20 protein-coding genes and 2 tRNA genes are annotated in these 21,484 nt (G+C 71.7%); 9 read left to right on the forward strand and 13 right to left on the reverse strand.

Annotation, left to right across the window (positions count from 1 at the left end; all coding sequences use genetic code 11):
• Nucleotides 1–5: 5 nt before the first annotated feature.
• A complete protein-coding gene (locus tag ACYQ8Q_RS23810; RefSeq protein WP_460067730.1) occupies nt 6–737 on the reverse strand; it encodes a hypothetical protein in 732 nt (243 codons plus the stop codon).
• Between the two features lie 135 nt (nt 738–872).
• Here ACYQ8Q_RS23810 and ACYQ8Q_RS23815 point away from each other — a divergent pair, with 135 nt between their 5' ends.
• The gene (locus ACYQ8Q_RS23815; protein WP_358987234.1) at nt 873–1,421 is read left to right on the forward strand and encodes a bacterial proteasome activator family protein; all 549 of its coding nucleotides are present in this window, start codon (nt 873–875) and stop codon (nt 1,419–1,421) included.
• 75 nt (nt 1,422–1,496) lie between these two features.
• On the opposite strand, the gene ACYQ8Q_RS23820 is transcribed toward ACYQ8Q_RS23815, so the two are convergent.
• Nucleotides 1,497–3,134, reverse strand: a complete 1,638-nt coding sequence (locus tag ACYQ8Q_RS23820) for a protein kinase domain-containing protein (protein WP_460067731.1) — start codon at nt 3,132–3,134, stop codon at nt 1,497–1,499.
• Nucleotides 3,135–3,508: 374 nt separating this feature from the next.
• Between ACYQ8Q_RS23820 and ACYQ8Q_RS23825 the strand changes: the two genes are divergently transcribed.
• From ACYQ8Q_RS23825 to ACYQ8Q_RS23840, 4 genes are all read left to right on the forward strand, one after another.
• Nucleotides 3,509–5,113: a protein kinase domain-containing protein gene (locus ACYQ8Q_RS23825; RefSeq protein ID WP_460067732.1), complete on the forward strand. Its 1,605-nt coding sequence runs from the start codon at nt 3,509–3,511 to the stop codon at nt 5,111–5,113.
• A 382-nt stretch (nt 5,114–5,495) separates the two neighbouring features.
• Nucleotides 5,496–6,674, forward strand: coding sequence for a pyruvate dehydrogenase (acetyl-transferring) E1 component subunit alpha (gene pdhA, locus ACYQ8Q_RS23830; protein WP_460067733.1), 1,179 nt, complete (start codon nt 5,496–5,498; stop codon nt 6,672–6,674).
• 1 nt (nt 6,675) lies between these two features.
• Nucleotides 6,676–7,668, forward strand: a complete 993-nt coding sequence (locus ACYQ8Q_RS23835) for an alpha-ketoacid dehydrogenase subunit beta (protein WP_460067734.1) — start codon at nt 6,676–6,678, stop codon at nt 7,666–7,668.
• A gap of 10 nt (nt 7,669–7,678) precedes the next feature.
• On the forward strand, nt 7,679–9,130 hold the full coding sequence (locus ACYQ8Q_RS23840; RefSeq protein ID WP_460067735.1) for a dihydrolipoamide acetyltransferase family protein: 1,452 nt from the start codon (nt 7,679–7,681) through the stop codon (nt 9,128–9,130).
• A 34-nt stretch (nt 9,131–9,164) separates the two neighbouring features.
• On the opposite strand, the gene ACYQ8Q_RS23845 is transcribed toward ACYQ8Q_RS23840, so the two are convergent.
• The 5 genes from ACYQ8Q_RS23845 to ACYQ8Q_RS23865 form a co-directional block, all read right to left on the reverse strand.
• Nucleotides 9,165–11,495 (reverse strand): hypothetical protein, encoded by a 2,331-nt coding sequence (locus ACYQ8Q_RS23845; RefSeq protein WP_460067736.1) that lies wholly within the window; start codon nt 11,493–11,495, stop codon nt 9,165–9,167.
• Nucleotides 11,496–11,498: 3 nt separating this feature from the next.
• Nucleotides 11,499–11,570: transfer RNA gene (locus tag ACYQ8Q_RS23850), tRNA-Ser, on the reverse strand.
• A 5-nt stretch (nt 11,571–11,575) separates the two neighbouring features.
• Nucleotides 11,576–11,649, reverse strand: a tRNA-Arg gene (locus tag ACYQ8Q_RS23855).
• Between the two features lie 76 nt (nt 11,650–11,725).
• On the reverse strand, nt 11,726–13,051 hold the full coding sequence (locus tag ACYQ8Q_RS23860; protein WP_460067737.1) for an MFS transporter: 1,326 nt from the start codon (nt 13,049–13,051) through the stop codon (nt 11,726–11,728).
• A complete protein-coding gene (locus tag ACYQ8Q_RS23865; protein WP_460067738.1) occupies nt 13,048–13,743 on the reverse strand; it encodes a GntR family transcriptional regulator in 696 nt (231 codons plus the stop codon). The genes ACYQ8Q_RS23860 and ACYQ8Q_RS23865 overlap by 4 nt, the downstream gene beginning before the upstream one ends.
• 222 nt (nt 13,744–13,965) lie before the next feature.
• Here ACYQ8Q_RS23865 and ACYQ8Q_RS23870 point away from each other — a divergent pair, with 222 nt between their 5' ends.
• Nucleotides 13,966–14,862 (forward strand): D-alanyl-D-alanine carboxypeptidase family protein, encoded by an 897-nt coding sequence (locus tag ACYQ8Q_RS23870; protein WP_460067739.1) that lies wholly within the window; start codon nt 13,966–13,968, stop codon nt 14,860–14,862.
• A gap of 69 nt (nt 14,863–14,931) precedes the next feature.
• On the opposite strand, the gene ACYQ8Q_RS23875 is transcribed toward ACYQ8Q_RS23870, so the two are convergent.
• Together ACYQ8Q_RS23875 and ACYQ8Q_RS23880 are read right to left on the reverse strand one after the other, a co-directional pair.
• Complete coding sequence (locus ACYQ8Q_RS23875; RefSeq protein ID WP_460067741.1) at nt 14,932–15,339, reverse strand: DUF3224 domain-containing protein; 408 nt, start codon at nt 15,337–15,339, stop codon at nt 14,932–14,934.
• 57 nt (nt 15,340–15,396) lie between these two features.
• The gene (locus ACYQ8Q_RS23880; RefSeq protein WP_460067742.1) at nt 15,397–16,221 is read right to left on the reverse strand and encodes a maleylpyruvate isomerase family mycothiol-dependent enzyme; all 825 of its coding nucleotides are present in this window, start codon (nt 16,219–16,221) and stop codon (nt 15,397–15,399) included.
• Nucleotides 16,222–16,423: 202 nt separating this feature from the next.
• Here ACYQ8Q_RS23880 and ACYQ8Q_RS23885 point away from each other — a divergent pair, with 202 nt between their 5' ends.
• The gene (locus tag ACYQ8Q_RS23885; protein ID WP_460067743.1) at nt 16,424–17,242 is read left to right on the forward strand and encodes a carbon-nitrogen family hydrolase; all 819 of its coding nucleotides are present in this window, start codon (nt 16,424–16,426) and stop codon (nt 17,240–17,242) included.
• Here ACYQ8Q_RS23885 and ACYQ8Q_RS23890 read toward each other — a convergent pair.
• Together ACYQ8Q_RS23890 and ACYQ8Q_RS23895 are read right to left on the reverse strand one after the other, a co-directional pair.
• Complete coding sequence (locus tag ACYQ8Q_RS23890) at nt 17,230–18,057, reverse strand: glutamate ABC transporter substrate-binding protein (protein ID WP_460067744.1); 828 nt, start codon at nt 18,055–18,057, stop codon at nt 17,230–17,232. The genes ACYQ8Q_RS23885 and ACYQ8Q_RS23890 overlap by 13 nt on opposite strands.
• A gap of 278 nt (nt 18,058–18,335) precedes the next feature.
• A complete protein-coding gene (locus ACYQ8Q_RS23895; RefSeq protein ID WP_460067745.1) occupies nt 18,336–18,833 on the reverse strand; it encodes an LURP-one-related/scramblase family protein in 498 nt (165 codons plus the stop codon).
• A 53-nt stretch (nt 18,834–18,886) separates the two neighbouring features.
• Here ACYQ8Q_RS23895 and ACYQ8Q_RS23900 point away from each other — a divergent pair, with 53 nt between their 5' ends.
• The gene (locus ACYQ8Q_RS23900) at nt 18,887–19,438 is read left to right on the forward strand and encodes a hypothetical protein (protein ID WP_460073464.1); all 552 of its coding nucleotides are present in this window, start codon (nt 18,887–18,889) and stop codon (nt 19,436–19,438) included.
• Here the strand turns inward: ACYQ8Q_RS23900 and ACYQ8Q_RS23905 are convergent.
• Nucleotides 19,380–20,375 carry a helix-turn-helix domain-containing protein gene (locus tag ACYQ8Q_RS23905; protein WP_460067746.1) on the reverse strand — a complete coding sequence of 332 codons (996 nt, stop codon included), beginning with the start codon at nt 20,373–20,375 and terminating at the stop codon, nt 19,380–19,382. The genes ACYQ8Q_RS23900 and ACYQ8Q_RS23905 overlap by 59 nt on opposite strands.
• Before the next feature lie 53 nt (nt 20,376–20,428).
• On the opposite strand from ACYQ8Q_RS23905, the gene ACYQ8Q_RS23910 reads away from it, so the two are divergent.
• Complete coding sequence (locus ACYQ8Q_RS23910; RefSeq protein WP_460067747.1) at nt 20,429–20,821, forward strand: cupin domain-containing protein; 393 nt, start codon at nt 20,429–20,431, stop codon at nt 20,819–20,821.
• A gap of 75 nt (nt 20,822–20,896) precedes the next feature.
• Here the strand turns inward: ACYQ8Q_RS23910 and ACYQ8Q_RS23915 are convergent, their stop codons facing one another.
• Nucleotides 20,897–21,448 carry an SMI1/KNR4 family protein gene (locus ACYQ8Q_RS23915; RefSeq protein WP_460067749.1) on the reverse strand — a complete coding sequence of 184 codons (552 nt, stop codon included), beginning with the start codon at nt 21,446–21,448 and terminating at the stop codon, nt 20,897–20,899.
• Nucleotides 21,449–21,484: the final 36 nt, after the last annotated feature.

A 21,484-nucleotide genomic window follows, 5' to 3' on the forward strand; every position in this document is an offset into this window, starting at 1 on the left:
CCCGCTCAGGAGCGCCGCAGCCGGAGTGCGGCGAGGCCGAGGCCCAGCCCGAGCCCGATGAGGACCAGTCCGCTGCCCAGCGGCAGGATCCGCAGCACGGGCCCCTCGGCCCGCTCCCCCGCCGCGGCGGCCGGACCTGCTCCGTCCTGCGGCGCGGAGGCCTCCGGCGCCACGGCGGCCTCCGGCGGGGACTCGGCTCCGGCGTCGGCGTCCGGGTCGCCTTCGGGCCGGTCCTGCGGGTCGCCGACGTCCTCGGAGGCGCCGGTGTCGCCCGAGCCGGTGTCGGCGGAGCCCTCGGTGGCACCGGTGCCGTCCGTCCCGTCCTCGCCGTCACCGGCCTCCTGGCCCGTACCGTCCTCGTCCTGCGCGGCGCCCTTCTCCTCGTCCGGCCGCCCGGGCCGCGCCCGCCCCTCACCGGCCCGGCTCCCGGCCCGGTCGGGTTCGGGGGAGGTGGAAGCGGAGGAGGAGGGGACCGCCACCGCGCTCCTGCGGTGCGCCGAGTGCGCCGAGCCCTTGTCGTCCGTCGCACCCTCGCGGTACCCGCCGCCGCGCCGGTCGCCCGTCGGAACACCGTCGTACGACGTGTCGCTCTCGTACGACGAGACGCTCCCGTACGTCGATACGGCCTCGTACGTCGATACGGCCTCGTACGTCGATACGGCTCCGTACGACGATACGGCTCCATACGACAGCACCAGCATCCCCACCGCGCACAACCCCCGCCGCAATCGAGTCACGCCCCCCAGACTCACACTCCCGCCAAAGCGCCGCATACCGGACTACACCGAACGCGTGCCGTGTGGAAACGGTGGATCTTCCTTCATGGGGGGGCACCACGGTGATGAGGTGGAGGGGTGCGAGAGAATGGCGGCATGGAGATGCCGAGGAACGAAAGGTCGCCGGAGACCGCCCAGAAGATCCTGGTCGTGGGCCAGGACGGTATGGCACTCGGTGGCGTCGACGCCGACGAGGACTCCCGTGAGATCCCGGTGACGGAGCAGGTCGAGCAGCCGGCGAAGGTCATGCGGATCGGCAGCATGATCAAGCAGTTGCTGGAGGAGGTGCGCGCGGCTCCCCTGGACGAGGCGAGCCGGGCCCGGCTGAAGGAGATCCACTCCAGTTCGGTGAAGGAACTCGAGGACGGCCTGGCGCCGGAACTGGTCGAGGAGCTGGAGCGGCTGTCCCTGCCGTTCAACGAGGACTCCACCCCCAGCGACGCGGAACTGCGGATCGCGCAGGCCCAGTTGGTGGGCTGGCTGGAGGGGCTCTTCCACGGCATCCAGACCACGCTGTTCGCCCAGCAGATGGCCGCACGGGCGCAGTTGGAGCAGATGCGCCGGGCGCTGCCGCCGGGCGTGGGCGGTCACGAGGGGGTCGACGACCCCCGCGCGGGCGGCCGCACGGGCGGGCCGTACCTCTAGGCACAACCTCAGACACTCGTAGACGACAACAGGGCCCGGCGTGCACGCCGGGCCCTTTCCTCTGCCGTCGGCCCGTCAGGAAGCCGGATTGCCCGTCGACACGCTCAGCTCGATCTCCGGCACGTCCGAGGGGTCGACGTCCGTCCCGGCGGACGGGAACTGGTCCATCACCGCGCCGTCGCCGTAGGTGTTCTCGTCCACGTACTTGATCTTCATCTTCCAGCCGGCCGCCTGGAAGCAGGCCTTGACCGACTGGATGTACTTGAACTTGAAGTTCGGCACCCGGACCTTGTCGGGGTCGTTGTACGACTCCTCCGGTTCGGAGCACTCGGTCGACTCGATCGTCTTGGCCGTGTCGGGGCCGCGGTAGCCCGCCGCCTTCGTCGCCGAGGGCGAGGCGCTGGTGCCGCCGCTGCCGCCCTCGTCGTCACCGCCGCCGTCGACGGCGAGGCTCAGCAGGAACGCGCCCACCGTCACCACCGCGACCAGGACCGAACCGATCACCACCGGCTTGCCGCCCTTGCCGCCGCCCGGGGGCACCGGGGCCGGGGCCTGCGGCGAGAGGTTGTACGCCGGGGGCGTGGGCGGCCCCTGCTGGTGGCCGTAGGCCGGGGCGGGCGTCTGGTAGCCCGGCTGCTGCGGGTAGCCGTAGGAGGCGTTCGGCGGGGTCGGGGCGCCGTACGGGTTCGGGGTCGGCGCAGGCTGGTACGGCGTCTGCACGCTGCCCAGCGGCGGCTGCGGCGTGTTCTGGCCGACCGGCGGGAACACCGCGGAGCCCACGCCGGAGCCGCTCTGCGCCGGGGTGCCCGGGACGATGCTCGGCGGGGCCGGCTGGAGGGAGGCGGCGATACGCAGGCACTCGTCGCGCATGGCGACGGCGCTCGGGAAGCGGTCGTTCGGGTTCTTCTTCAGCGCGCGGGCGACCAGCGCGTCCACCGCCGGCGGCAGCGCCCGGTTGATCGAGGAGGGCGCCACCGGCTCCTCCTGCACATGCGCGTACGCGATCGCCAGCGGCGAGTCCGCGTCGAACGGCAGTCGCCCGGTGACCAGTTGGAACAGCATGATGCCGACCGAGTACAGGTCGGAGCGGGCGTCCACGCCCCGGCCCAGGGCCTGTTCGGGCGAGAGGTACTGCGGGGTGCCGACGACCATGCCGGTCTGCGTCATCGACGTCACACCGGACTGCATCGCGCGGGCGATGCCGAAGTCCATCACCTTGACGACGCCCCGCTTGGTCATCATCACGTTGCCCGGCTTGATGTCGCGGTGCACCAGCCCCATCTCGTGGCTGATCTCCAGCGCCGCCAGCACATCCGCGGTGATCTTCAGCGCCTTGTCGGCGGGCATCGCGCCCTGCTGCCGTACGTCCTCGTCGAGCACGGAGCCGAGCGGGCGGCCCTCGACGTACTCCATGACGATGTACGGCGTCGTCAGGCCGCCCATCTCGTCCTCGCCGGTGTCGAACACCGAGACGATGTTGGTGTGCGTGAGCTTGGCCACTGCCTGGGCCTCGCGGCGGAAACGCTCACGGAAGGCCTGTTCACGGCCGAGTTCGGTGTGGAGCGTCTTGACCGCGACCTGGCGGTCGAGGACCGAGTCGTAGGCGAGGTGCACCGAGGCCATGCCGCCCTGGCCGAGCAGATCGCGCAGCTGATACCGGCCATTGGCCAGCGCCCGCCCCGCGTGCGCGCCCTGGGCGCCGTCCTGGCTCATGTTCCGCGTCCCCCGTAGGCCCTCGAGGCGCCGTCGTCCGCCGCCGGGCGTCTCTCTGCCGTTGACTGCCATTGATCGAAAGTGCTATTCCCGGCCAAGTCTGCCGCAGGGCACTGACACGTCAAGCTCGGTGCCCGTTCCGTGACCCTACGAGAAAGAAGCGTCGCGGAAGCGTTACAGGTGACTTGCGGCCGGTACACAGAATTTGCACGCCGGCCGGTGGTACGGGTTTGATGACCGGTCCCTCCCGGACCGGCGGAGGAGCCCGGCAGGGGCTCATCCAGGACCGGAGGCTTGCGGGAAGGCTGTAGCGTGGCCGACGGAGACCGTAACAACACCGCGCGCACCGCGGGCAGAAACGACGGCGAGGACTGATGGCACAGCAGCAGCCCCAGGGCCCGTCCGACCCCGAGGCGACTGGCGGCGGTATGTCAGACGCGCCGGAGAACTGGGGCAACGGCGGGCTGGTCGGCGACGGCCGGTACCGGCTGACCCGCAGGCTCGGTCGGGGCGGCATGGCCGAGGTGTTCGCGGCCGAGGACGTACGACTCGGCCGCACCGTCGCGGTCAAACTGCTGCGGGCCGACCTCGCCGAGGACCCCACCTCCAAGGCCCGCTTCACACGCGAGGCCCAGTCGGTGGCCGGCCTCAACCACCACGCGATCGTCGCCGTGTACGACTCCGGCGAGGACTTCGTGGGCGGCCAGAGCGTGCCGTACATCGTCATGGAGATCGTCGAGGGGCGCACCATCCGCGACCTCCTCCTCAACGCCGAGGCGCCCGGGCCCGAACAGGCCCTGATCATCGTCTCCGGTGTGCTGGAGGCGCTCGCCTACTCGCACCAGCACGGCATCGTGCACCGCGACATCAAGCCCGCGAACGTGATCATCACGCACAACGGCGCCGTCAAGGTGATGGACTTCGGCATCGCGCGCGCCCTGCACGGCGCGTCCACGACGATGACGCAGACCGGCATGGTCATGGGCACCCCGCAGTACCTCTCCCCGGAGCAGGCGCTCGGCAAGGCCGTCGACTACCGCTCCGACCTGTACGCGACGGGCTGCCTTCTGTACGAACTGCTCGCGCTGCGCCCGCCGTTCATCGGCGAGACCCCGCTGTCGGTGGTCTACCAGCATGTGCAGGACATCCCGATGCCGCCGTCGCAGAGCTCCGAGGGCGAGTGCCCGCCGGAGCTCGACGGACTGGTCATGCGGTCCCTCGCCAAGGAGCCCGACGACCGGTTCCAGACGGCCGAGGAGATGCGCGGACTCGTCCAGTACGCGCTGCAGATGCTGTACGACCAGGGCGGCCACACCGGCACCTGGAACACCGGCCCGGTCGCGATGCACGACGGCCGGGGCGCCGCCGCGAGCCCCTACGCGGGCACCACGATGATGCCCCAGCACGACGGCGGCATGACCTCGCAGATCCCGCAGCCGATCCTGCCCACGGGCTACGGCAACGGCGACGACGGCGGCTTCGAGGGGCACGGGAACCGGGGCAGTGGCCGCGGCAAGCTGTGGATCCTGGCCGTCCTCGCGGTGATCGCCATCGCGGCCGGTGTGGCGCTCGCGCTGAACACCAAGACCACGGGCAGCGGGGACGCCGGGACCACCGAGTCACCGAGCGCCAGCCAGTCCCAGAGCGCCGAGGCCAGCGAGTCGCCGACCGACGAGGAGTCCGAGGAGCAGTCGGACGACTCCTCCGACGACAGCACCGGCTCGGACTCCGGTTCGAACTACACCCCGTCGTACACGCCCTCCTACACCCCGTCGTACACGCCCTCCGAGACGGCCAGCAGCGAGCCGACCGACACGGAGACCGACCCGGGGACCTCCGAGGAGCCGACCGGCTCGGAGACCGGCAGCACCGACAGCGGTGGCACCGGTGACGGCGGCGCCGACGCCGGCGGTACCGACGCGGGCTCCACACAGGGCTCGGCCCAGGGCAACACCAGCCTCGGCGCCGTCGGCGGCTGACCGGCCGGCCCCGCGTTTTTCAGCCACGCGCGCGTGAAGCCCTTTCCGGGGCGGCACGCGCGCGTGGTGCATTCGGGGGACTCTTCCCGTGACCTGGGTCACCGGGATAACGTGCCCTTGTTCCGGCCCCCTGCAAGGCTGTGACCAGGAAGAGTTCCCGATTTTGCGAATTTACTTGGAAATCCAAGCAAAAACGCAGGTCAGGAGGGGTTTCACAGAAATGTGGACTACTGGGTAACGTGCCTGTTGCAGGGCGCTCGCCGGGGCACCTGTCACATCTGTGCCCGTTTTGCCGCACCCACCCTGTGCGGATGCGAAGGCGCAGGTGAGCCGCACTGGCAACCCGGCGAACCCGGGTAGCCGGACCGACGGAGGAGCACACGTGACCGTGGAGAGCACTGCCGCGCGCAAACCGCGACGCAGCGCCGGAACCAAGAGCACGGCCGGCAAGCGCACGACCGCAAGGAACGCGCCAGGCACCGACCCCGAGCTCGTACAGCTGCTGACGCCCGAGGGCGAGCGCGTCAAGAACGCCGAGTACGACAAGTACGTCGTCGGCGTCACCCCCGAAGAGCTCCGCGGCCTGTACCGCGACATGGTGCTCACCCGCCGCTTCGACGCCGAGGCCACCTCCCTCCAGCGCCAGGGCGAGCTGGGCCTGTGGGCCTCGCTGCTCGGCCAGGAGGCCGCCCAGATCGGCTCCGGCCGGGCGCTGCGCGACGACGACTACGTCTTCCCGACCTACCGGGAGCACGGCGTCGCCTGGTGCCGCGGGGTCGATCCGACCAACCTGCTCGGCATGTTCCGCGGGGTGAACAACGGCGGCTGGGACCCGGGCGGCAACAACTTCCACCTCTACACGATCGTCATCGGCTCCCAGACGCTGCACGCGACCGGGTACGCGATGGGCATCACCAAGGACGGCGCGGACAGCGCGGTGATCGCCTACTTCGGCGACGGCGCGTCCAGCCAGGGCGACGTGGCGGAGTCCTTCACCTTCTCCGCCGTCTACAACGCGCCGGTGGTGTTCTTCTGCCAGAACAACCAGTGGGCGATCTCCGAGCCGACCGAGAAGCAGACCCGCGTCCCCCTCTACCAGCGCGCCCAGGGCTTCGGCTTCCCCGGCGTCCGCGTCGACGGCAACGACGTGCTGGCCTGCCTCGCGGTCACCCGCTGGGCCCTGGAGCGGGCCCGCAACGGCGAGGGCCCCACCCTCGTCGAGGCGTACACCTACCGCATGGGCGCCCACACCACCTCCGACGACCCGACGAAGTACCGGGCCGACGAGGAGCGTGAGGCTTGGGAGGCGAAGGACCCGATCCTGCGCCTGCGCCGCCACCTGGAGACCTCAAACCACACGGACGAGGGATTCTTCGCGGAACTCGAGGCCGAGAGCGAGGCGTTGGGCAGGCGAGTGCGTGAAGCGGTCCGTGCCATGCCGGACCCGGACCACTTCGCCATCTTCGAGAACGTGTACGCGGACGGGCACGCGCTCGTCGACGAGGAGCGGGCCCAGTTCGCCGCCTACCAGGCGTCGTTCGCGGACGAGGGGGGTAACTGAGATGGCTGAGACGGCGACATCCAAGAACATGGCCCTGGCCAAGGCGATCAACGAATCGCTGCGGCGCGCCCTGGAGACCGACCCGAAGGTCCTCGTCATGGGCGAGGACGTCGGCAAGCTCGGCGGTGTCTTCCGGGTCACGGACGGCCTGCAGAAGGACTTCGGCGAGAGCCGCGTCATCGACACCCCGCTCGCCGAGTCCGGCATCGTCGGCACGGCCATCGGCCTGGCGCTGCGCGGCTACCGCCCCGTGGTGGAGATCCAGTTCGACGGCTTCGTCTTCCCCGCCTACGACCAGATCGTCACCCAGCTCGCCAAGATGCACGCCCGTTCGCTGGGCAAGGTCAAGATGCCGGTCGTCGTCCGCATCCCCTACGGCGGCGGCATCGGCGCGGTCGAGCACCACTCCGAGTCCCCGGAGTCGCTGTTCGCGCACGTGGCCGGCCTGAAGGTGGTCTCCCCCTCCAACGCCTCCGACGCGTACTGGATGATGCAGCAGGCCATCCAGAGCGACGACCCGGTGATCTTCTTCGAGCCCAAGCGGCGTTACTGGGACAAGGGAGAGGTCAACACCGAGGCCATCCCCGGCCCGCTGCACAGGGCCCAGGTGGTCCGTGAGGGCACCGACCTGACCCTGGCCGCCTACGGCCCGATGGTGAAGACCTGCCTGGAGGTCGCCGCCGCGGCCGCCGAGGAGGGCAAGAACCTCGAGGTCCTGGACCTGCGCTCGGTCTCCCCGCTCGACTTCGACTCCATCCGGGCCTCGGTCGAGAAGACCCGCCGCCTGGTCGTCGTCCACGAGGCGCCGGTGTTCTTCGGCTCCGGCGCGGAGATCGCCGCCCGGATCACCGAGCGCTGCTTCTACCACCTGGAGGCCCCGGTGCTCCGGGTCGGCGGCTACCACGCCCCGTACCCGCCGGCCCGTCTGGAGGAGGAGTACCTGCCGGGCCTGGACCGGGTGCTCGACGCCGTCGACCGTGCCCTGGCGTACTGAGGAGAGGGTCGTGACGACGATGACGGAAGCGTCCGTACGCGAGTTCAAGATGCCGGACGTGGGCGAGGGCCTCACCGAGGCCGAGATCCTCAAGTGGTACGTCCAGCCCGGTGACACGGTCACCGACGGCCAGGTGGTGTGCGAGGTCGAGACGGCCAAGGCCGCCGTCGAACTGCCCATCCCCTACGACGGTGTGGTCCGCGCGCTCCACTTCCCCGAGGGCACCACGGTGGACGTGGGCATGTCGATCATTGCGGTGGACGTGGCGGGCGGCGCGGCACCGGCTCCCGCCGAGGCACCGGCGCAGGCTCCCGCTCCGGCCCCCGAGGAGAAGAAGCCGGAGGGCTCCGGCCGCCAGCCGGTGCTCGTCGGGTACGGGGTGGCCGCCTCCTCCACCAAGCGCCGCCCCCGCAAGACCACCGTGATCCCGGCCCAGGAGCCCGCCGCGGCGGCCGCGCAGCCCGAGCTGAACGGACATGGCGGCACCCCGGCCGTGAAGGAGCGCCCGCTGGCCAAGCCGCCGGTGCGCAAGCTCGCCAAGGACCTGGGCGTGGACCTCACCGCGGTGGTCCCGACCGGCCCCGACGGCATCATCACGCGGGAGGACGTGCACGCGGCGGCGGCCCCCCAGACCACGGCCCCCCAGACGATGGCCCCGCTGACCACGGCCCCGGCAGCCCCGGCCGAGGCACCCGCGCCGGTCGGCCCGGTCGCCCCGCCCGCGCCGGCGCCCGTCGCGTCGTACGACTCGGCGCGTGAGACCCGTATCCCGGTCAAGGGTGTCCGCAAGGCGACCGCGGCGGCGATGGTCGGCTCGGCGTTCACCGCGCCGCATGTCACCGAGTTCATCACGGTCGACGTCACGCGCACGCTCAAGCTGGTCGAGGAGCTCAAGCGGGACCCCGACAAGTACGGGATGCAGGGGCTGCGGGTCAACCCGCTGCTGCTGATCGCCAAGGCCCTGCTGGTCGCGATCCGGCGCCACCCGGAGATCAACGCCTCCTGGGACGAGGCGGCGCAGGAGATCGTGGTCAAGCACTACGTCAACCTGGGCATCGCGGCGGCCACCCCGCGCGGTCTGCTCGTGCCGAACATCAAGGACGCGCACGCCAAGACGCTGCCGCAGCTGGCGGAGTCCCTGAGCGAGCTGGTCTCCACCGCGCGGGAGGGCAGGACGTCCCCGGCCGCCATGCAGGGCGGCACCGTGACGATCACCAACGTCGGCGTCTTCGGCGTCGACACCGGCACGCCGATCCTCAACCCCGGTGAGTCGGCGATCCTCGCGGTCGGCGCGATCAAGCTCCAGCCGTGGGTCCACAAGGGCAAGGTGAAGCCCCGCCAGGTGACCACCCTGGCGCTGTCCTTCGACCACCGCCTGGTCGACGGGGAGCTGGGCTCCAAGGTGCTGGCCGATGTGGCGGCGATCCTGGAGCAGCCGAAGCGCCTGATCACCTGGTCCTGAGCCGGAACCGGAGCGGTACCGCCCAGGCCAGGTCCTAGCCCCGGTACCCCTCCGGCTCCTGCTGGAGCCAGTGGCCGCCGATCACCCAGCCGAGGAACAGACGGCCGGTGCCGTCGTCCGCGTGGCCGCCCTCGGTGACCTGGCGCAGTCCGGTCAGGGCCGGGGCGAGCCGGGCGCCGACCCGGCCGGGGTGGCGGGCGGCCTCCTCGGTCAGCCGGGCGAGGACCGCGGCCCGTTCCCGCGCGGTGCACAGGGACAGCTGGAAGACCATCTGCCGCCAGGCGTAGGCCGCGTCCTTGATCGTGGCCAGCGGGAACGCCTGGCCGTGCGCCCGCGCGGTCAGCCGGCACACGGTGACGAAGCTGCGGCGCGCCAGGTCCGCCCAGCCCGGGGCCGGGGCGATGCCGACCCGGTGGACCAGGGTGGCCAGGTTGTGCGTGGTGAGGATCTGCGCCTGCTCGATCACCTTGCCGTTCCCGGCCACCGACCAGCCGGAGGACCGGGACCGGCTGCCCGCCGAGAAGGCCTCCGCCCGCTCCAGGCACAGCTTCCCGAACCCCGGCGAGGTCCGCGGCCGGTCCTTGCGGGTCAAGGCCTCGGCGGCCTCCACGATCGCCAGGTCACGGACGGCCGCGTAGTCGATGCGGTAGTAGCGCTCGTAGAGCGAACCGCCGCCGAGCAGCTCCGCCGCCACCCGCGCCGAGGCGAGGAACTTCGGGCTGAACGCGCCCGTGAAGATGTCGTTGGCCAGCTCCTCCACCAGGGGTGCGCCGAGGTCGGCCTGACGGGCGAGCACGGACAGCTCGCGGACCAGCGGGTTCGGCAGGATCGTCGCGGGGAACGCCTGCACGGCCAGCTCGCCCAGCCGCCGCAGCGCGACCGCCGCCACACGGTCGGCCCCGCCCTCGGTGCGCTGTCCGGCCACGGCCCGCACCCACGGCAGCTCCTCGATCCGCACCTGCTGCTGGAGGTTCAGCAACAGCAGCGAGCGGCGGCCGGCGAACGCGCGGTGGTTCGCGACGGCGAGCGTGCGCAGGGCGCCCTCCGGGTAGGCCCGGGCGGCGGTGACGGCGACGAGCTGCGGGACGATCTCCGCGAGCACCTCCGCCGAGGGCACCAGACCGCGCTCCACCAGCGTCTCCGGGGCAGCGCTCAGCGCGCCCTCGACGGGCCGGCGGACCCCGGCCGGGACCACCGCGCCCAGCGGCAGCCCGGTCTCGCGCGCCTCGGCCTCCGTCACGGGGACGAGCAGCGGCTCCGGGTCGGCCACGCCCCCCGTCTGCTCCAGTCCGGACAGCCGGCGCAGCACCAGCTGGGCCAGCGCGTGGTGGGAGGGCAGCGCCGCCTGCGCGGCCTGTTCCCGGCGCAGCGCCGTGTGCGGAGCGGAACCGGGCAGTCCGCGCCGCCGCACCATCGCCGGGACGGCGTGCCGCAGCAGCCCGAGCCGACGCGGGTCCGGGCCCCGCCCGCGGACGGTCATCTCCAGGGCGCCCCGCAGGATCGTCAGGTTCTGCCGGGGATCGAGGTGCTTGGTGCAGTGCGTGTGCCGGCGCGCCAGCTCGTCGTAGCGGCTCAGCAGGGCGGAGCCCCGCTCGTACCAGCCGGCGTGGGCGGCCCGTGCCGGGATCTGGACGGTGCCCTCGTCGTCGGTGGTCTCCAGCCAGTGCGTGAGGAGTTCGTCGGCGAACGGCTGCCACACGGTGAGGGCCTCCCGCTGGGTCTCCACGGCCGCGCTGGGCCGGCGCCGCGCCAGGCTCTCCCCGGCGTCGGCGACGGTCTGCCGGTGCACGGCGTCGGCCCCGGCCACGGGCCGGCCGGCCGGTCGCGGGGTGAACCGCAGCCGCCCGGCGAACGGGGCGAGTTCGGCGACGAGAGCGGCCGCGGCACCGGTCCGCCCGGTGCGGGCCAGCCAGGCCACGGTGAGCAGGGCGGCCTCCTCCGGCACGGTCACCTCGTAGCGTCCGCTGTCCAGGAGGTCGTAGAGCCGGCCCAGGCCGTCCGCGGAGAGCCAGTACACGAACAGGGCCTGCCGCTCGTGCGGGACCCCGGCGCGGCGCGCCGCTTCCTTCTCGTACTCCGTCAGGGGGCCGGCGGCGCAGGCCTCTCCGGTGGCGAAGCCGCCGCGCAGCACCTCGGGGGTCACCCAGGCGGGGAGCCCCGCGACGGGCGTGCGAGAGCCGATCGTGAGGACGCCCTCCGCCATGCCGGCGAGGACGGACCGCCAGGAGCGGCCCCGCCGCGCGGCGCGGCGCCGGGTGCCGGGGTCGTCATGGGTGAGCGCGGTGCTGAGCGCCCTGGCCAACTGCCCGGAGGCGTAGCCCGGGTCGGCCTGTGCGAGGTGCTGCTGGTCAGCGTCGCTGTTCATAAGCCGACGTGGCGGGTGCCGCCCCCGCTCCCTCCGGGTCTCAAGCCCGGCGCTCTGCTGATGAGCTACACGTCGATCGGCCGACGTGGCGGGTTCCGCCCCCGCGCCCTCCGGGTTCGCAGCCCGGCGCTCTGGCTGACTGAGCTACACGTCGACGACACCGACGCTAAGGGCCGAACGGGCGTGCGGACAACCGGGTTTCCCGGTCACCCGCGCGCCCGTGCCCTCGGTCATCCGACGCCCTGCGCCGGTACGTGCACGGTCTCCACCCGGCTCGCCACCAGCCGCTCGCGTTCCCGGCGGGCCGCCCGCTTGCGCAGCCGCAGGATCTGGCTGACGCCGAGGGCCTGGAGGACGAACACCGAGGAGAAGGCGATCGTGTAGTCGTCGCCGGTCGCGTCCAGCAGCACGCCGATCGCGAACAGGGTCGTCATGGAGGCGGTGAAACCACCCATGTTGGTGATGCCGGAGGCGGTGCCCTGACGCTCGGGCGGGTTCGCGGGGCGGGCGAAGTCGAAGCCCAGCATCGAGGCGGGGCCGCAGGCGCCGAGGACCGCGCAGAGGACGACGAGGAGCCACATCGGCGCGTGCTGGGCGGGGTAGAGCAGGGTCACCGCCCAGACGAGGGCGGTCGCGCCCACCGTGCCCAGCGCCAGCGGGAGCCGGGCGCCGTGGTGCCGGGCGACGATCTGGCCGTAGACCAGGCCCACGACCATGTTGCACAGGACGACCAGCGTCAGCAGTTCGCCCGCCGTCGCCCGGGACAGGCCCTGGGCCTGCACGAGGAACGGCAGGCCCCACAGCAGCAGGAACACCATCGCCGGGAACTGGGTGGTGAAGTGCACCCACAGGCCGAGCCGGGTCCCCGGCTCCCGCCAGGACGCGGCGATCTGCCGGCGGACGTACGTGGCGCCGTGGTGCGGGAAGGGCTCCGGCTCGTGGCCCTCGGGGTGGTCCTTGAGGAAGAGGACCAGCAGGACCAGGACGACCACGCCCGCGAGGGCGCTGCCCGCGAAGGCCGCCGTCCAGCCGACCCCGTGCAGCAGCCGGGCCAGCAGCAGGGTGGAGACCAGGTTGCCCGCCATGCCGGCGAGACCGGCGAACTGCGCGACCAGGGGGCCCCGCCGGGCCGGGAACCAGCGGGTGCCGAGGCGCAGCACGCTGATGAAGGTCATCGCGTCCCCGCAGCCGAGCAGCGCGCGCGAGGCGAGCGCCATGCCGTACGACGGGGAGAACGCGAAGCCGAGCTGGCCCGCGGTGAACAGCACGACGCCGATCGTCAGCACCCGCTTGGTGCCGAGCCGGTCCACCAGCAGCCCGACGGGTATCTGCATGCCCGCGTAGACCAGGAGCTGGAGGATCGAGAAGGTCGACAGGGCCGAGGCGTTCACATGGAAGCGGTCGGCCGCGTCGAGGCCGGCGACCCCCAGCGAGGTACGGAAGATGACGGCGACGAAGTAGACCGAGACGCCGATCCCCCAGACGGCCATCGCACGCCGTCCGCCGGGGGGATCACCCGGAAGGGTGGAGTGGGATCCACCGCGGGTGACGCTCATCGGACCTCGCCCCGGGCCAGATGGGAGAACCAGCCGACGTGCCGGTGGACGATGTCCACGGCCGCGTCGGCGTCGCCCGCGCGCAGTGCCCGGAGGATCTCCTCGTGCTCCGTCAGCGTCTTCGCGATGCGGTCGGGGTGGGAGTGCAGGACGGCGACGCCCATCCGCAGCTGGCGGTCGCGGAGCTGGTCGTAGAGGCGGGAGAGGATCTCGTTGCCCCCGCTGCGGACGATCTCCGCGTGGAAGCAGCGGTCCGTGACCGCGGCCGCCGCGAGGTCGCCCGCGGCGGCCTGTGCCTTCTGCTGCGCGAGCAGCTCCTCCAGGCGCTCGAGGAGGCCGGGGGGCGCGGGGACCGCCTTGCGCGCCGCGTGCTCCTCGACCAGCAGCCGGGTCTCCACGACGTCCGCGATCTCCTGTGCGGAGACCGGCAGGACCAGGGCGCCCTTCTTCGGGTACAGCCTGATCAGGCCCTCGACCTCCAGGCGGAGCAGCGCCTCGCGCACGGGGGTCCGGGAGACCCCGACGGCTTCGGCCAGCTCGCCCTCGGTGAGGAGGGTGCCGCCCTCGTAACGGCGGTCCAGCACACCCTGCTTGACGTGGGCGTAGACCCGCTCGGCGGCGGGCGGCTGCTTGAGGGAGAGGGACGGGGAGTCGGGGGTGGAGGTGGGGCGGGGCGGAGCGGACGACGGCATGCCCACAGGATAGATACAACATGGGCGCAATGGGGGGAGCGTCCAGCATCCGAAACCCCGGTCGCCCGCAGGGTGTTCGCGCTGGGGGTAATCAGAAATTCGTCCCAGCGGGCGCACAACCTTCTGTGCTACCTGTGTGTCACACACGTGCGGCCCCACCAACTTTCCCCATGCCAACCCGGCCGCACTTCAGGGGCATTCAACATAATCGGGGTATTTCAGTTGATAACCGCCACCAAGGGCATCCGCGTTCGAGCCGCCGCCGTCGTCGCCACGGCCAGTGCAGTGCTCGCCGGAGGAGTCCTCACCGCGGCTCCCGCGCAGGCTGTCACGACGCCCACCATCACCGCCAAGGGCGGGTTCCTGATGAACAGCGCGACCGGCAAGACGCTCTTCAGCAAGGCCGGCACCACCAAGACGATGATCGCGTCCACCACGAAGATCATGGCCGCGAAGGTCGTGCTCTCGCAGTCGAACCTGAACCTGGACGCCAAGGTCACCATCAAGAAGGCGTACAGCGACTACATCGTGTCGAGGGGCGCCTCGTCGGCCCGGCTGATCGTCGGTGACAAGGTCACCGTGCGTCAGCTGCTGTACGGGATGATGCTCCCGTCCGGCTGCGACGCGGCCATGGCCCTCGCCGACAAGTTCGGTTCCGGCTCGACCGTCTCGGCCCGCACCAAGAACTTCATCGCCAAGATGAACACCATGGCCAAGAGCCTGGGCATGACGAACACCAAGTACGACTCGTTCGACGGCAACAGCAACGGCGCCAACGGCTCGTCGCCGAAGGACCTGTCGATCCTCGCCCGGAACGTGATGAAGAACTCCACGTTCAAGACGGTCGTGAAGACCAAGTCCTACACGGCGAAGACGATCACCAAGACCGGCTCCGTCCGCACCATGGGCGCCTGGACCAACACCAACACGCTGCTCGGCTGGAACGGCACGATCGGCGTGAAGACCGGTTCCGGTACCGACTCCAAGTACTGCCTCGTCTTCGCCGCCACGCTCAACGGCGAGTCGGTGGTGGGCGCCGTCCTCACCGCTCCCGACGCCGCGAGCCGCACCGCCGACGTCAAGAAGCTGATCAACTACGGCTACGCCAAGATCAGCTGACGCGGATCACCGCACCGAACGCGCCGGGCCCGCCGTGATCCACACGGCGGGCCCGGCGCGTTCCCGCCCTCAGCCGAGCTCGTACTCGAACCACACCCGGTGCGTCCCGTCGGCCTCCACGGTCAGCCCGCCCGTGCCGGTGATCCCGGTCAGCGCGCCGGTGCCGCTGGACGGGACGACGGTGAAGAACTCCGCGCTGCGGTCACTGCCGGTGGTGGTCGCCGAGTGCACGAAGTTGAACGCGCCCTCCCGGCCGTGCAGCGCGCCCTCGAAGGACTCCATGGCCACATAGGTGCCGACCCCGGTGGCCTGGTCGTACGCGGCCGTGAACAGGGTCGCCGACCGTCCGGTGACCTCCCCCTCGTACCGCTTCTCCATGGTCGCGACGCCGACCGGCAGGGCCGTTTCCACCGCCGGTTCGGGCTTCAGTCCGGCCGGGACGAACGCGTGCACGCTGAAGGTTCCGCTGGCTCTCATACGTCGACCGTACCGAGCGCCACCGACAGCGGCGGGGAACGACCGGCGGACCGGTGGCTACCTCGTCACCGCGAAGTTCCGCAGGATCGCCGCCGTCAGCCGGGGCTCGCCCTCCGCCTTCACCCGGTCCGCGACCGCCTCCGCCGTCACCCGGCCGCAGGCCAGCCGGACGTACGTCTCCCAGTCGAGGGCGAAGGAGGCGGCGGGGCCCAGCGCCGGGGCGGTCTCCAGGGTGCCGCGGCCCTGGATGTCGACCCGGATCGTGCGCAAAAACTCGATCGGCCCGTGCACATCGAAGACGACCGCCGAACTGCGCGGCGCGTCGGCGCGGTCGGCGACGACGGCCGGCAGCTCGCCGAGGAGAACGTCCCGGGCGATGTGGGCGCCGGGGGAGTCCAGGTTGCCGGGGCGGCCGAGCGCGGCGCGCAGATCCTGCTCGTGCACCCACACGTTGAACGCGTGGCCGCGCATGGACTCCTCCAGCGTCAGCTCCGCGCCGAGGGGTCCGCGCACGATCGTGCCCGGCTGGCGCGACTCGTTGCGCAGCTGGCGGTTGCGCCGGATGATCATCAGCTCCAGCTCGGAGGTCATCTCGGGCGCGGTGTGGTGCCGGCGGACGTCGACCTGTCCCTCCATGTACCGCTGGATGTCGGTGGTGACGTGGAAAAGGTCCCGGGGCAGTGAGTGGATCGGGCGGGGATCGCCGTACATCTCACTGTCCAGGCCGATCACGTGCGAGACCACATCGCGGACCGACCAGCCGGGGCACGGGGTCCGCCAGTTCCACTCGCCCTCGACGAGCGGCTGCACCAACTCGGATATCGCTTCGATGGAGTGGGTCCAGGCGTCGGCGTAGGGCTGGAGGGTGGGATGCAGACTCACGGAACGGGACCCCTCGGCGGTCGGTGCACGGGCAGATGGTGGCGGCGGGTGGCGGCGTTGCCAACGGGAGGCGGAGACGGTCGGCGGCTGTCGGCGGGTGTCGTGAAACGCTAAGTTACGCTGCTGTGAGGCACCCCGGCAGTGCTTTCGTGTGACGATCGTAGGCCCGTGTGGACTACTCGAATGCCAGGACGGTGGTACTGTGCGCGCCTCTCTGATCCAGATCGCCGTAGACGAGGGCGAATCGGTCGAATCGCGGCGGGCGCGGGTCGCCTCCCTCGTACGGGAGCAGGCCGGTGTCGCGGACCTCGTGGTGCTGCCGGAGCTGTGGACGACCGGCGCGTTCGCCTACGAGGCCTTCGCCGACGAGGCGGAGCCGCTGGAGGGGCCGACCTACGAGGTGATGGCCAAGGCCGCGAGCGACGCGGGCGTGTGGCTGCACGCGGGCTCGATCCCCGAGCGTGACCCCGAGGGCCCCCTTTACAACACGTCTCTCGTCTTCTCCCCCTCCGGTGAGTTGGCCGCCGCCTACCGCAAGATCCACCGCTTCGGCTTCGACAAGGGCGAGGCCGTGCTGATGGGCGCGGGCCGGGAGCTGGTGACGGTCCGTCTCCCGGACACGACCGTCGGTCTGGCCACCTGCTACGACCTCCGCTTCCCCGAACTCTTCCGCGGTCTCGTCGACGCCGGCGCCGAGACCCTCGTCCTCTCGGCGGGCTGGCCGGAGCGCCGCCGGGCGCACTGGACGCTGCTGGCCCAGGCGCGGGCGGTCGAGAACCAGGCGTTCGTGCTCGCGTGTGGAACGGCCGGGACGCACGCCGGAGTTCCCCAGGCGGGTCACTCGATCGTGGTGGATCCGTGGGGCGAGGTGCTGGGCGAGGCAGGCCCCGGCGAGGAGGTCCTCACCGTCGCCCTCGATCCGGCGAAGGTCGCCACGACCCGGGAACAGTTCCCGGCGCTGAAGGACCGGGTACTGGGGCTTGCCCGCCCCGGGCACCGCGACCCGCATCAGCCCCGGTAGCGGGGCGCGGGCGGGAAGAAGTCGCCGTACACGCCCAGCCACTTCTTGTGCAGGGCCAGGAGTGTTCCCGAGGCGCGCAGCCGGGCCAGCACACCGTTGACGAAGCGGACCAGCTCGGGAGCGTTCCGCGCCACGGCGATGCCGTGCGGTTCATAGGTGAACCGAGGCCCGGTGATACGGGTGGTGGGGTCCTGGGCGCGCAGTCCGGCGAGGACGTTGTCGGTGGTCGACACGGCGGCCACCTCGCCCAGCTGGAGCAGGACGAGGCAGTCGGTCCAGTCGGCGACCGTCACCGGTGTCACCTTCGGGCGGGCCCGGCGCAGCGCGTCCAGCGAGGTGGTGCCGTCGGCCGTGCACACCCGCTGTCCGGCGAGGTCCGCGAGCTTCTTCGCACCGGAGGCCTTGGGCACGAGGACCCGCTGGCCGGAGTCCAGGTAGTCGCTGCTGAACAGGACGTGTTCCATGCGCTCGCAGGTGATCGTCATCGAATGGGCGACGAGGTCGACCTCGCCCTGCTCCAGCACCTCGATGCGCCGCCGCGACGGCACGGTCCTGAACTGCACCCGGTCCGGCCGCCCGAACAGGGCCGTGGAGATCTCCCGCACCAGATCGATGTCCAGCCCGTCCAGCCGTCCGGTGGTGGGATCGCGGTAACCGAAGAGGTACGTGTTCTGGTCCACGCCCACGACGAGCCGCCCCCGCTCGACGATCCGTTCCATCGCCGACCCGTCCGGCATCCGGCCGCCCGGCGCGGGCATGGGGTCCGGTGGCTTCAGCGAGTGCAGGGGGTCGCAGTCGGCCGCGTCGGCGCGCACCGGCGCGGTCCGAGCCGGTGGCGACGACGCCGTCGACCGGGCTCCAGCACGCGGCGCCCCGTCCGTGGAGGAGGCGGTCAGCCCCACCGTGGCCGCCAGCGCCAGGACCGCCCCGAGAGCGCGCCGACGTAACGCACCCCGCCCCGCTGCCCGCCCGCCGTCCCCCACGCGTGCCCCCCCGCCGCCGTGATACCGCGTCCGGCTCGTACGTCCGTTCATCGGTACGTCCGTTCAAGGGTGGGCCCGCAGCGGCTCCACCGCCACCCCGCCGCAGGGCTTCAGTCCCCGTCCCGCTCCTTCTCCGCCAGATGGATCACGCACACCGTCACCGCGATCAACAGCGCCGGATCCGCGTCCTCCCGTACGACGTCCACGCCGTACGTCTCCCGCACGTGCAGCCACCGCCGGGAGATGACGGCGAGCAGCTCGCCGTCGTACTCGACCGCGAACTCCCGGTCGAGGATCTTCCCGCTGACGTCCAGCACGGTCCGGCCGTCCGCCAGCGCCACCCGGTAGTGGTTGCGCAGCAGCGACAGCCGTTTGCGCCGCACGGTGGCCAGCGGCTCGCCGTCCCGCTCGATCACCATCGTGTCCCGCAGGGCGAACATCTTCTGGTGGATGTCGATCAGGACCCGCCCCTGTGTGTCCTTCAGCTCGAAGGTGTCCCGCAGCCGGATCGCCTTGCCGTCGACGAGGTACACCCTCTCGCCCCGGTCGTCCTCGATCCAGTAGTCGTCACCGAGGGCCAGGAGCCGGTCGCGTACGAGGAATCTCATGCCGGTACTGCTTCCCCGCCTGAGAAGATCTTTCCCGGAGGGGGCGGGAAATGGTGACACGGTTGACTCGACTGCGCGTGCTGATGGGAGTGTCCGCGCTGCTGGCCGGGGTGTCCGGGTGCTCCGGGCCCGGGGCGTGCGCGGGAGTCGGCGTGGTGTCCCAGGTCGGGGTGTTCTTCGTGGCGGAGGGATACGGAGATCTGGCCGGCGCCTCGTACGAGTTGTGCACGCGGGGCGAGTGCGTGAAGGGCCGGCTGCAGCAGGAGGGCATCTCGAAAATGAACCTCCTGCTGCCGGACGACGTCGACCCCGACACCGCCCCGGTCCGCTTCAAGGTCACCCGCGAGGGTGCTCGCACCCCCTTCATAGACGAGTCCGTCGAGGTGAGGCTCCTCCACCAGTCCGACGGTTGCGGCGGCGGGGGATACAGCCGGGGCCTCGCGTACACCAAGGAGAGCGGCTTGATGAAGAGCGCCCCGAAGTCCGTGTTCGCGGCGTGGATCAAGCAGCACGAGGAACAGGCCACGGCGCTTCCCACGGGGGCGACTACGACCCCGTCCGCCCGCCCGCCGGCCCGAACCGCCGCCGGTACGCCGACGGGCTGAGCCCCGTCTCGCGGCGCACGCGTGCGCGTAGGTTGGCGGCCGTCCCCAGGCCGCTCCTGGCCGCGACCACGTCCAGCCGTTCCTCCCCCCGCTCGATCAGCCGGCAGGCGAGCGCCACCCGCTCCCCGGTCAGCCAGGCCAGCGGGGTCGTGCCGAGCTGGGCACGGAAGCGCCGGTGGAGCGTGGCGGGGGAGACGGCCGCGCGGGCCGCCAGGTCCACCACCGTCAGCGTCTCCCCCAGCCGCTCCTGCGCCCAGGCCAGCAGGGGCCCCAGCGACTCGTCGGGCACGTCCGGCAGCGGGCGCTCCACGAACTGCCGCTGGCCACCGTCCCGGTGAGCGGCGAACACCAGCCGCCGGGACACGGCATTGGCGACCTCGGCGCCGTGGTCGCGCCGGACGACGTACAGCCCGAGGTCGAGGGCGGCGGCGCTGCCCGCGGCGGTCAGGATGTCGCCCTCGTCGACGAAGAGGACGTCGGGCTCCAGCCGTACGCGCGGATGCAGCGCGCGGAAGGCCTCCGCCCACATCCAGTGGGTGGTCGCCCGGCGGCCGTCCAGCAGTCCGGCCTCGGCGAGTGCGAAGCTGCCGGTGCACAGGCTCAGGACACGTGCCCCGCGCGCGTGGGCGCGACGGACGGCGTCGAGGACGTCGTCCCCGCGCGGTACGACATTGTCGGGCCGCCCCGGTACGACGAGGGTGTCCGCGCCGTCGACGGCCTCCAGCCCCGGCACCCCGCTCAGCCGGAAGAACCCGTGGTTCATCCGCACCTCACGCGCGGGTGCGCACAGCGTCACCTCGTACAGTGGTCCCGGCAGCCCGAGTTCGGGGCGGGGCAGCCCGAACAGCTCGGTGGCGACTCCGACTTCGAAGGGATTGGTCCCTTCGTCGACGATCACCACGACGTGATGCGGCTGTTGCGAGGATCCTTGCGGCATGTGCGATTCCTAGCACTCGTCCACGGCCGCCGCCAGGGACGACGATGACCGCCATGACCACCGAACCCGTCTCCCTGGCCACCGCCCTCGCGTCCTTCTCCGAGCGCTGGAGCCCCCGTATCGTCACGACCGTCAACGACTACGACATCCGCGTGGCCAAGGTCGAGGGCGAGCACCTCTGGCACGTCCACGACCACACCGACGAGTTCTTCCTGGTCCTGTCGGGCGAACTCCACATCGGACTGCGCGAGGCGGCCGGCGAGCGGACGGTCGTCCTCCCGAAGGGTTCCGTCCTCACGGTCCCGCGCGGCGTCGAGCACAAGCCCTACGCCCCCGTCCCCACCGAGATCCTCGTCCTCGAACCCACCGGCACCTCCACGGTCGGCGACCGTCACGAGGAGATCCCGTCCCACGTGGACGCGACGACGGGCCACGCGCTGGCCTGAGCCGCCGTCGGTTCGGTGCGGCGAACCCGTGAGGGAGAGCAGTCGGCGGGTTGGTCTGGACGCCGTGCGGAGTTTCTACGGGTCCTGCAGCCACTCGGTGTACCAGGTGCGAAAACCGGGGCTCACCGGGACGAAGCCGCCCCAGTCCGGGTCGATCTGCCAGACCTCGCCCTTTCGCAGGCCGTTCAGGACCAGCCTGACGTAGATGCCGCAGCCCTCTTCGGCCAGCATGAGCGTGCCGCGGGTCAGCTCACAGGCAGATGGGCCGATCCGGCCGGGCAAGGGATCGGTGAGGGGAAACGGCTCGGCGAGTCGGCCCGGGAGCCGGTCTTCCTGCCACTCGCCGTCCACAGCCCACTCCTCGCTGATCTCCGGGCGGGGAACCGTCAACGGCATCAACCCGTGGCCGGGACCGGCGGGTCCGTTGCCTACCTCCGTGACGAAGGACCGGTACTCCGTCGGCAGATCGATGCCATGGGCTGCCTCGAATGCCCTGATCTCCACCTCCGGCAGCGCCGGCGCCAGCTCGTACCGGTGTGTATCCGCGCCGAAGCGCGACCGCTCCGGGTCCCGTGCCGCCATCTCCCGTATCCGAGCGCGTACGCCACCCTCGTCCCAGCTCTCCACCCGACGACCGTAGCAACGACGTCGGCGCCCGGTCCG

This window comes from Streptomyces sp. YKOK-I1 (assembly GCF_054660435.1).

What these genes read in the sequence shown, in the direction of transcription:
- ACYQ8Q_RS23905 (WP_460067746.1), bottom strand. Translation starts at nt 20,375, where the DNA reads ATGCCGCAAGGATCCTCGCAACAGCCGCATCACGTCGTGGTGATCGTC.
- ACYQ8Q_RS23860 (WP_460067737.1), bottom strand. Translation starts at nt 13,051, where the DNA reads ATGAGCGTCACCCGCGGTGGATCCCACTCCACCCTTCCGGGTGATCCC.
- ACYQ8Q_RS23835 (WP_460067734.1), top strand. Translation starts at nt 6,676, where the DNA reads ATGGCTGAGACGGCGACATCCAAGAACATGGCCCTGGCCAAGGCGATC.
- ACYQ8Q_RS23865 (WP_460067738.1), bottom strand. Translation starts at nt 13,743, where the DNA reads ATGCCGTCGTCCGCTCCGCCCCGCCCCACCTCCACCCCCGACTCCCCG.
- ACYQ8Q_RS23845 (WP_460067736.1), bottom strand. Translation starts at nt 11,495, where the DNA reads ATGAACAGCGACGCTGACCAGCAGCACCTCGCACAGGCCGACCCGGGC.
- ACYQ8Q_RS23825 (WP_460067732.1), top strand. Translation starts at nt 3,509, where the DNA reads ATGGCACAGCAGCAGCCCCAGGGCCCGTCCGACCCCGAGGCGACTGGC.
- ACYQ8Q_RS23910 (WP_460067747.1), top strand. Translation starts at nt 20,429, where the DNA reads ATGACCACCGAACCCGTCTCCCTGGCCACCGCCCTCGCGTCCTTCTCC.
- ACYQ8Q_RS23815 (WP_358987234.1), top strand. Translation starts at nt 873, where the DNA reads ATGGAGATGCCGAGGAACGAAAGGTCGCCGGAGACCGCCCAGAAGATC.
- ACYQ8Q_RS23895 (WP_460067745.1), bottom strand. Translation starts at nt 18,833, where the DNA reads ATGAGATTCCTCGTACGCGACCGGCTCCTGGCCCTCGGTGACGACTAC.
- ACYQ8Q_RS23875 (WP_460067741.1), bottom strand. Translation starts at nt 15,339, where the DNA reads ATGAGAGCCAGCGGAACCTTCAGCGTGCACGCGTTCGTCCCGGCCGGA.
- ACYQ8Q_RS23820 (WP_460067731.1), bottom strand. Translation starts at nt 3,134, where the DNA reads ATGAGCCAGGACGGCGCCCAGGGCGCGCACGCGGGGCGGGCGCTGGCC.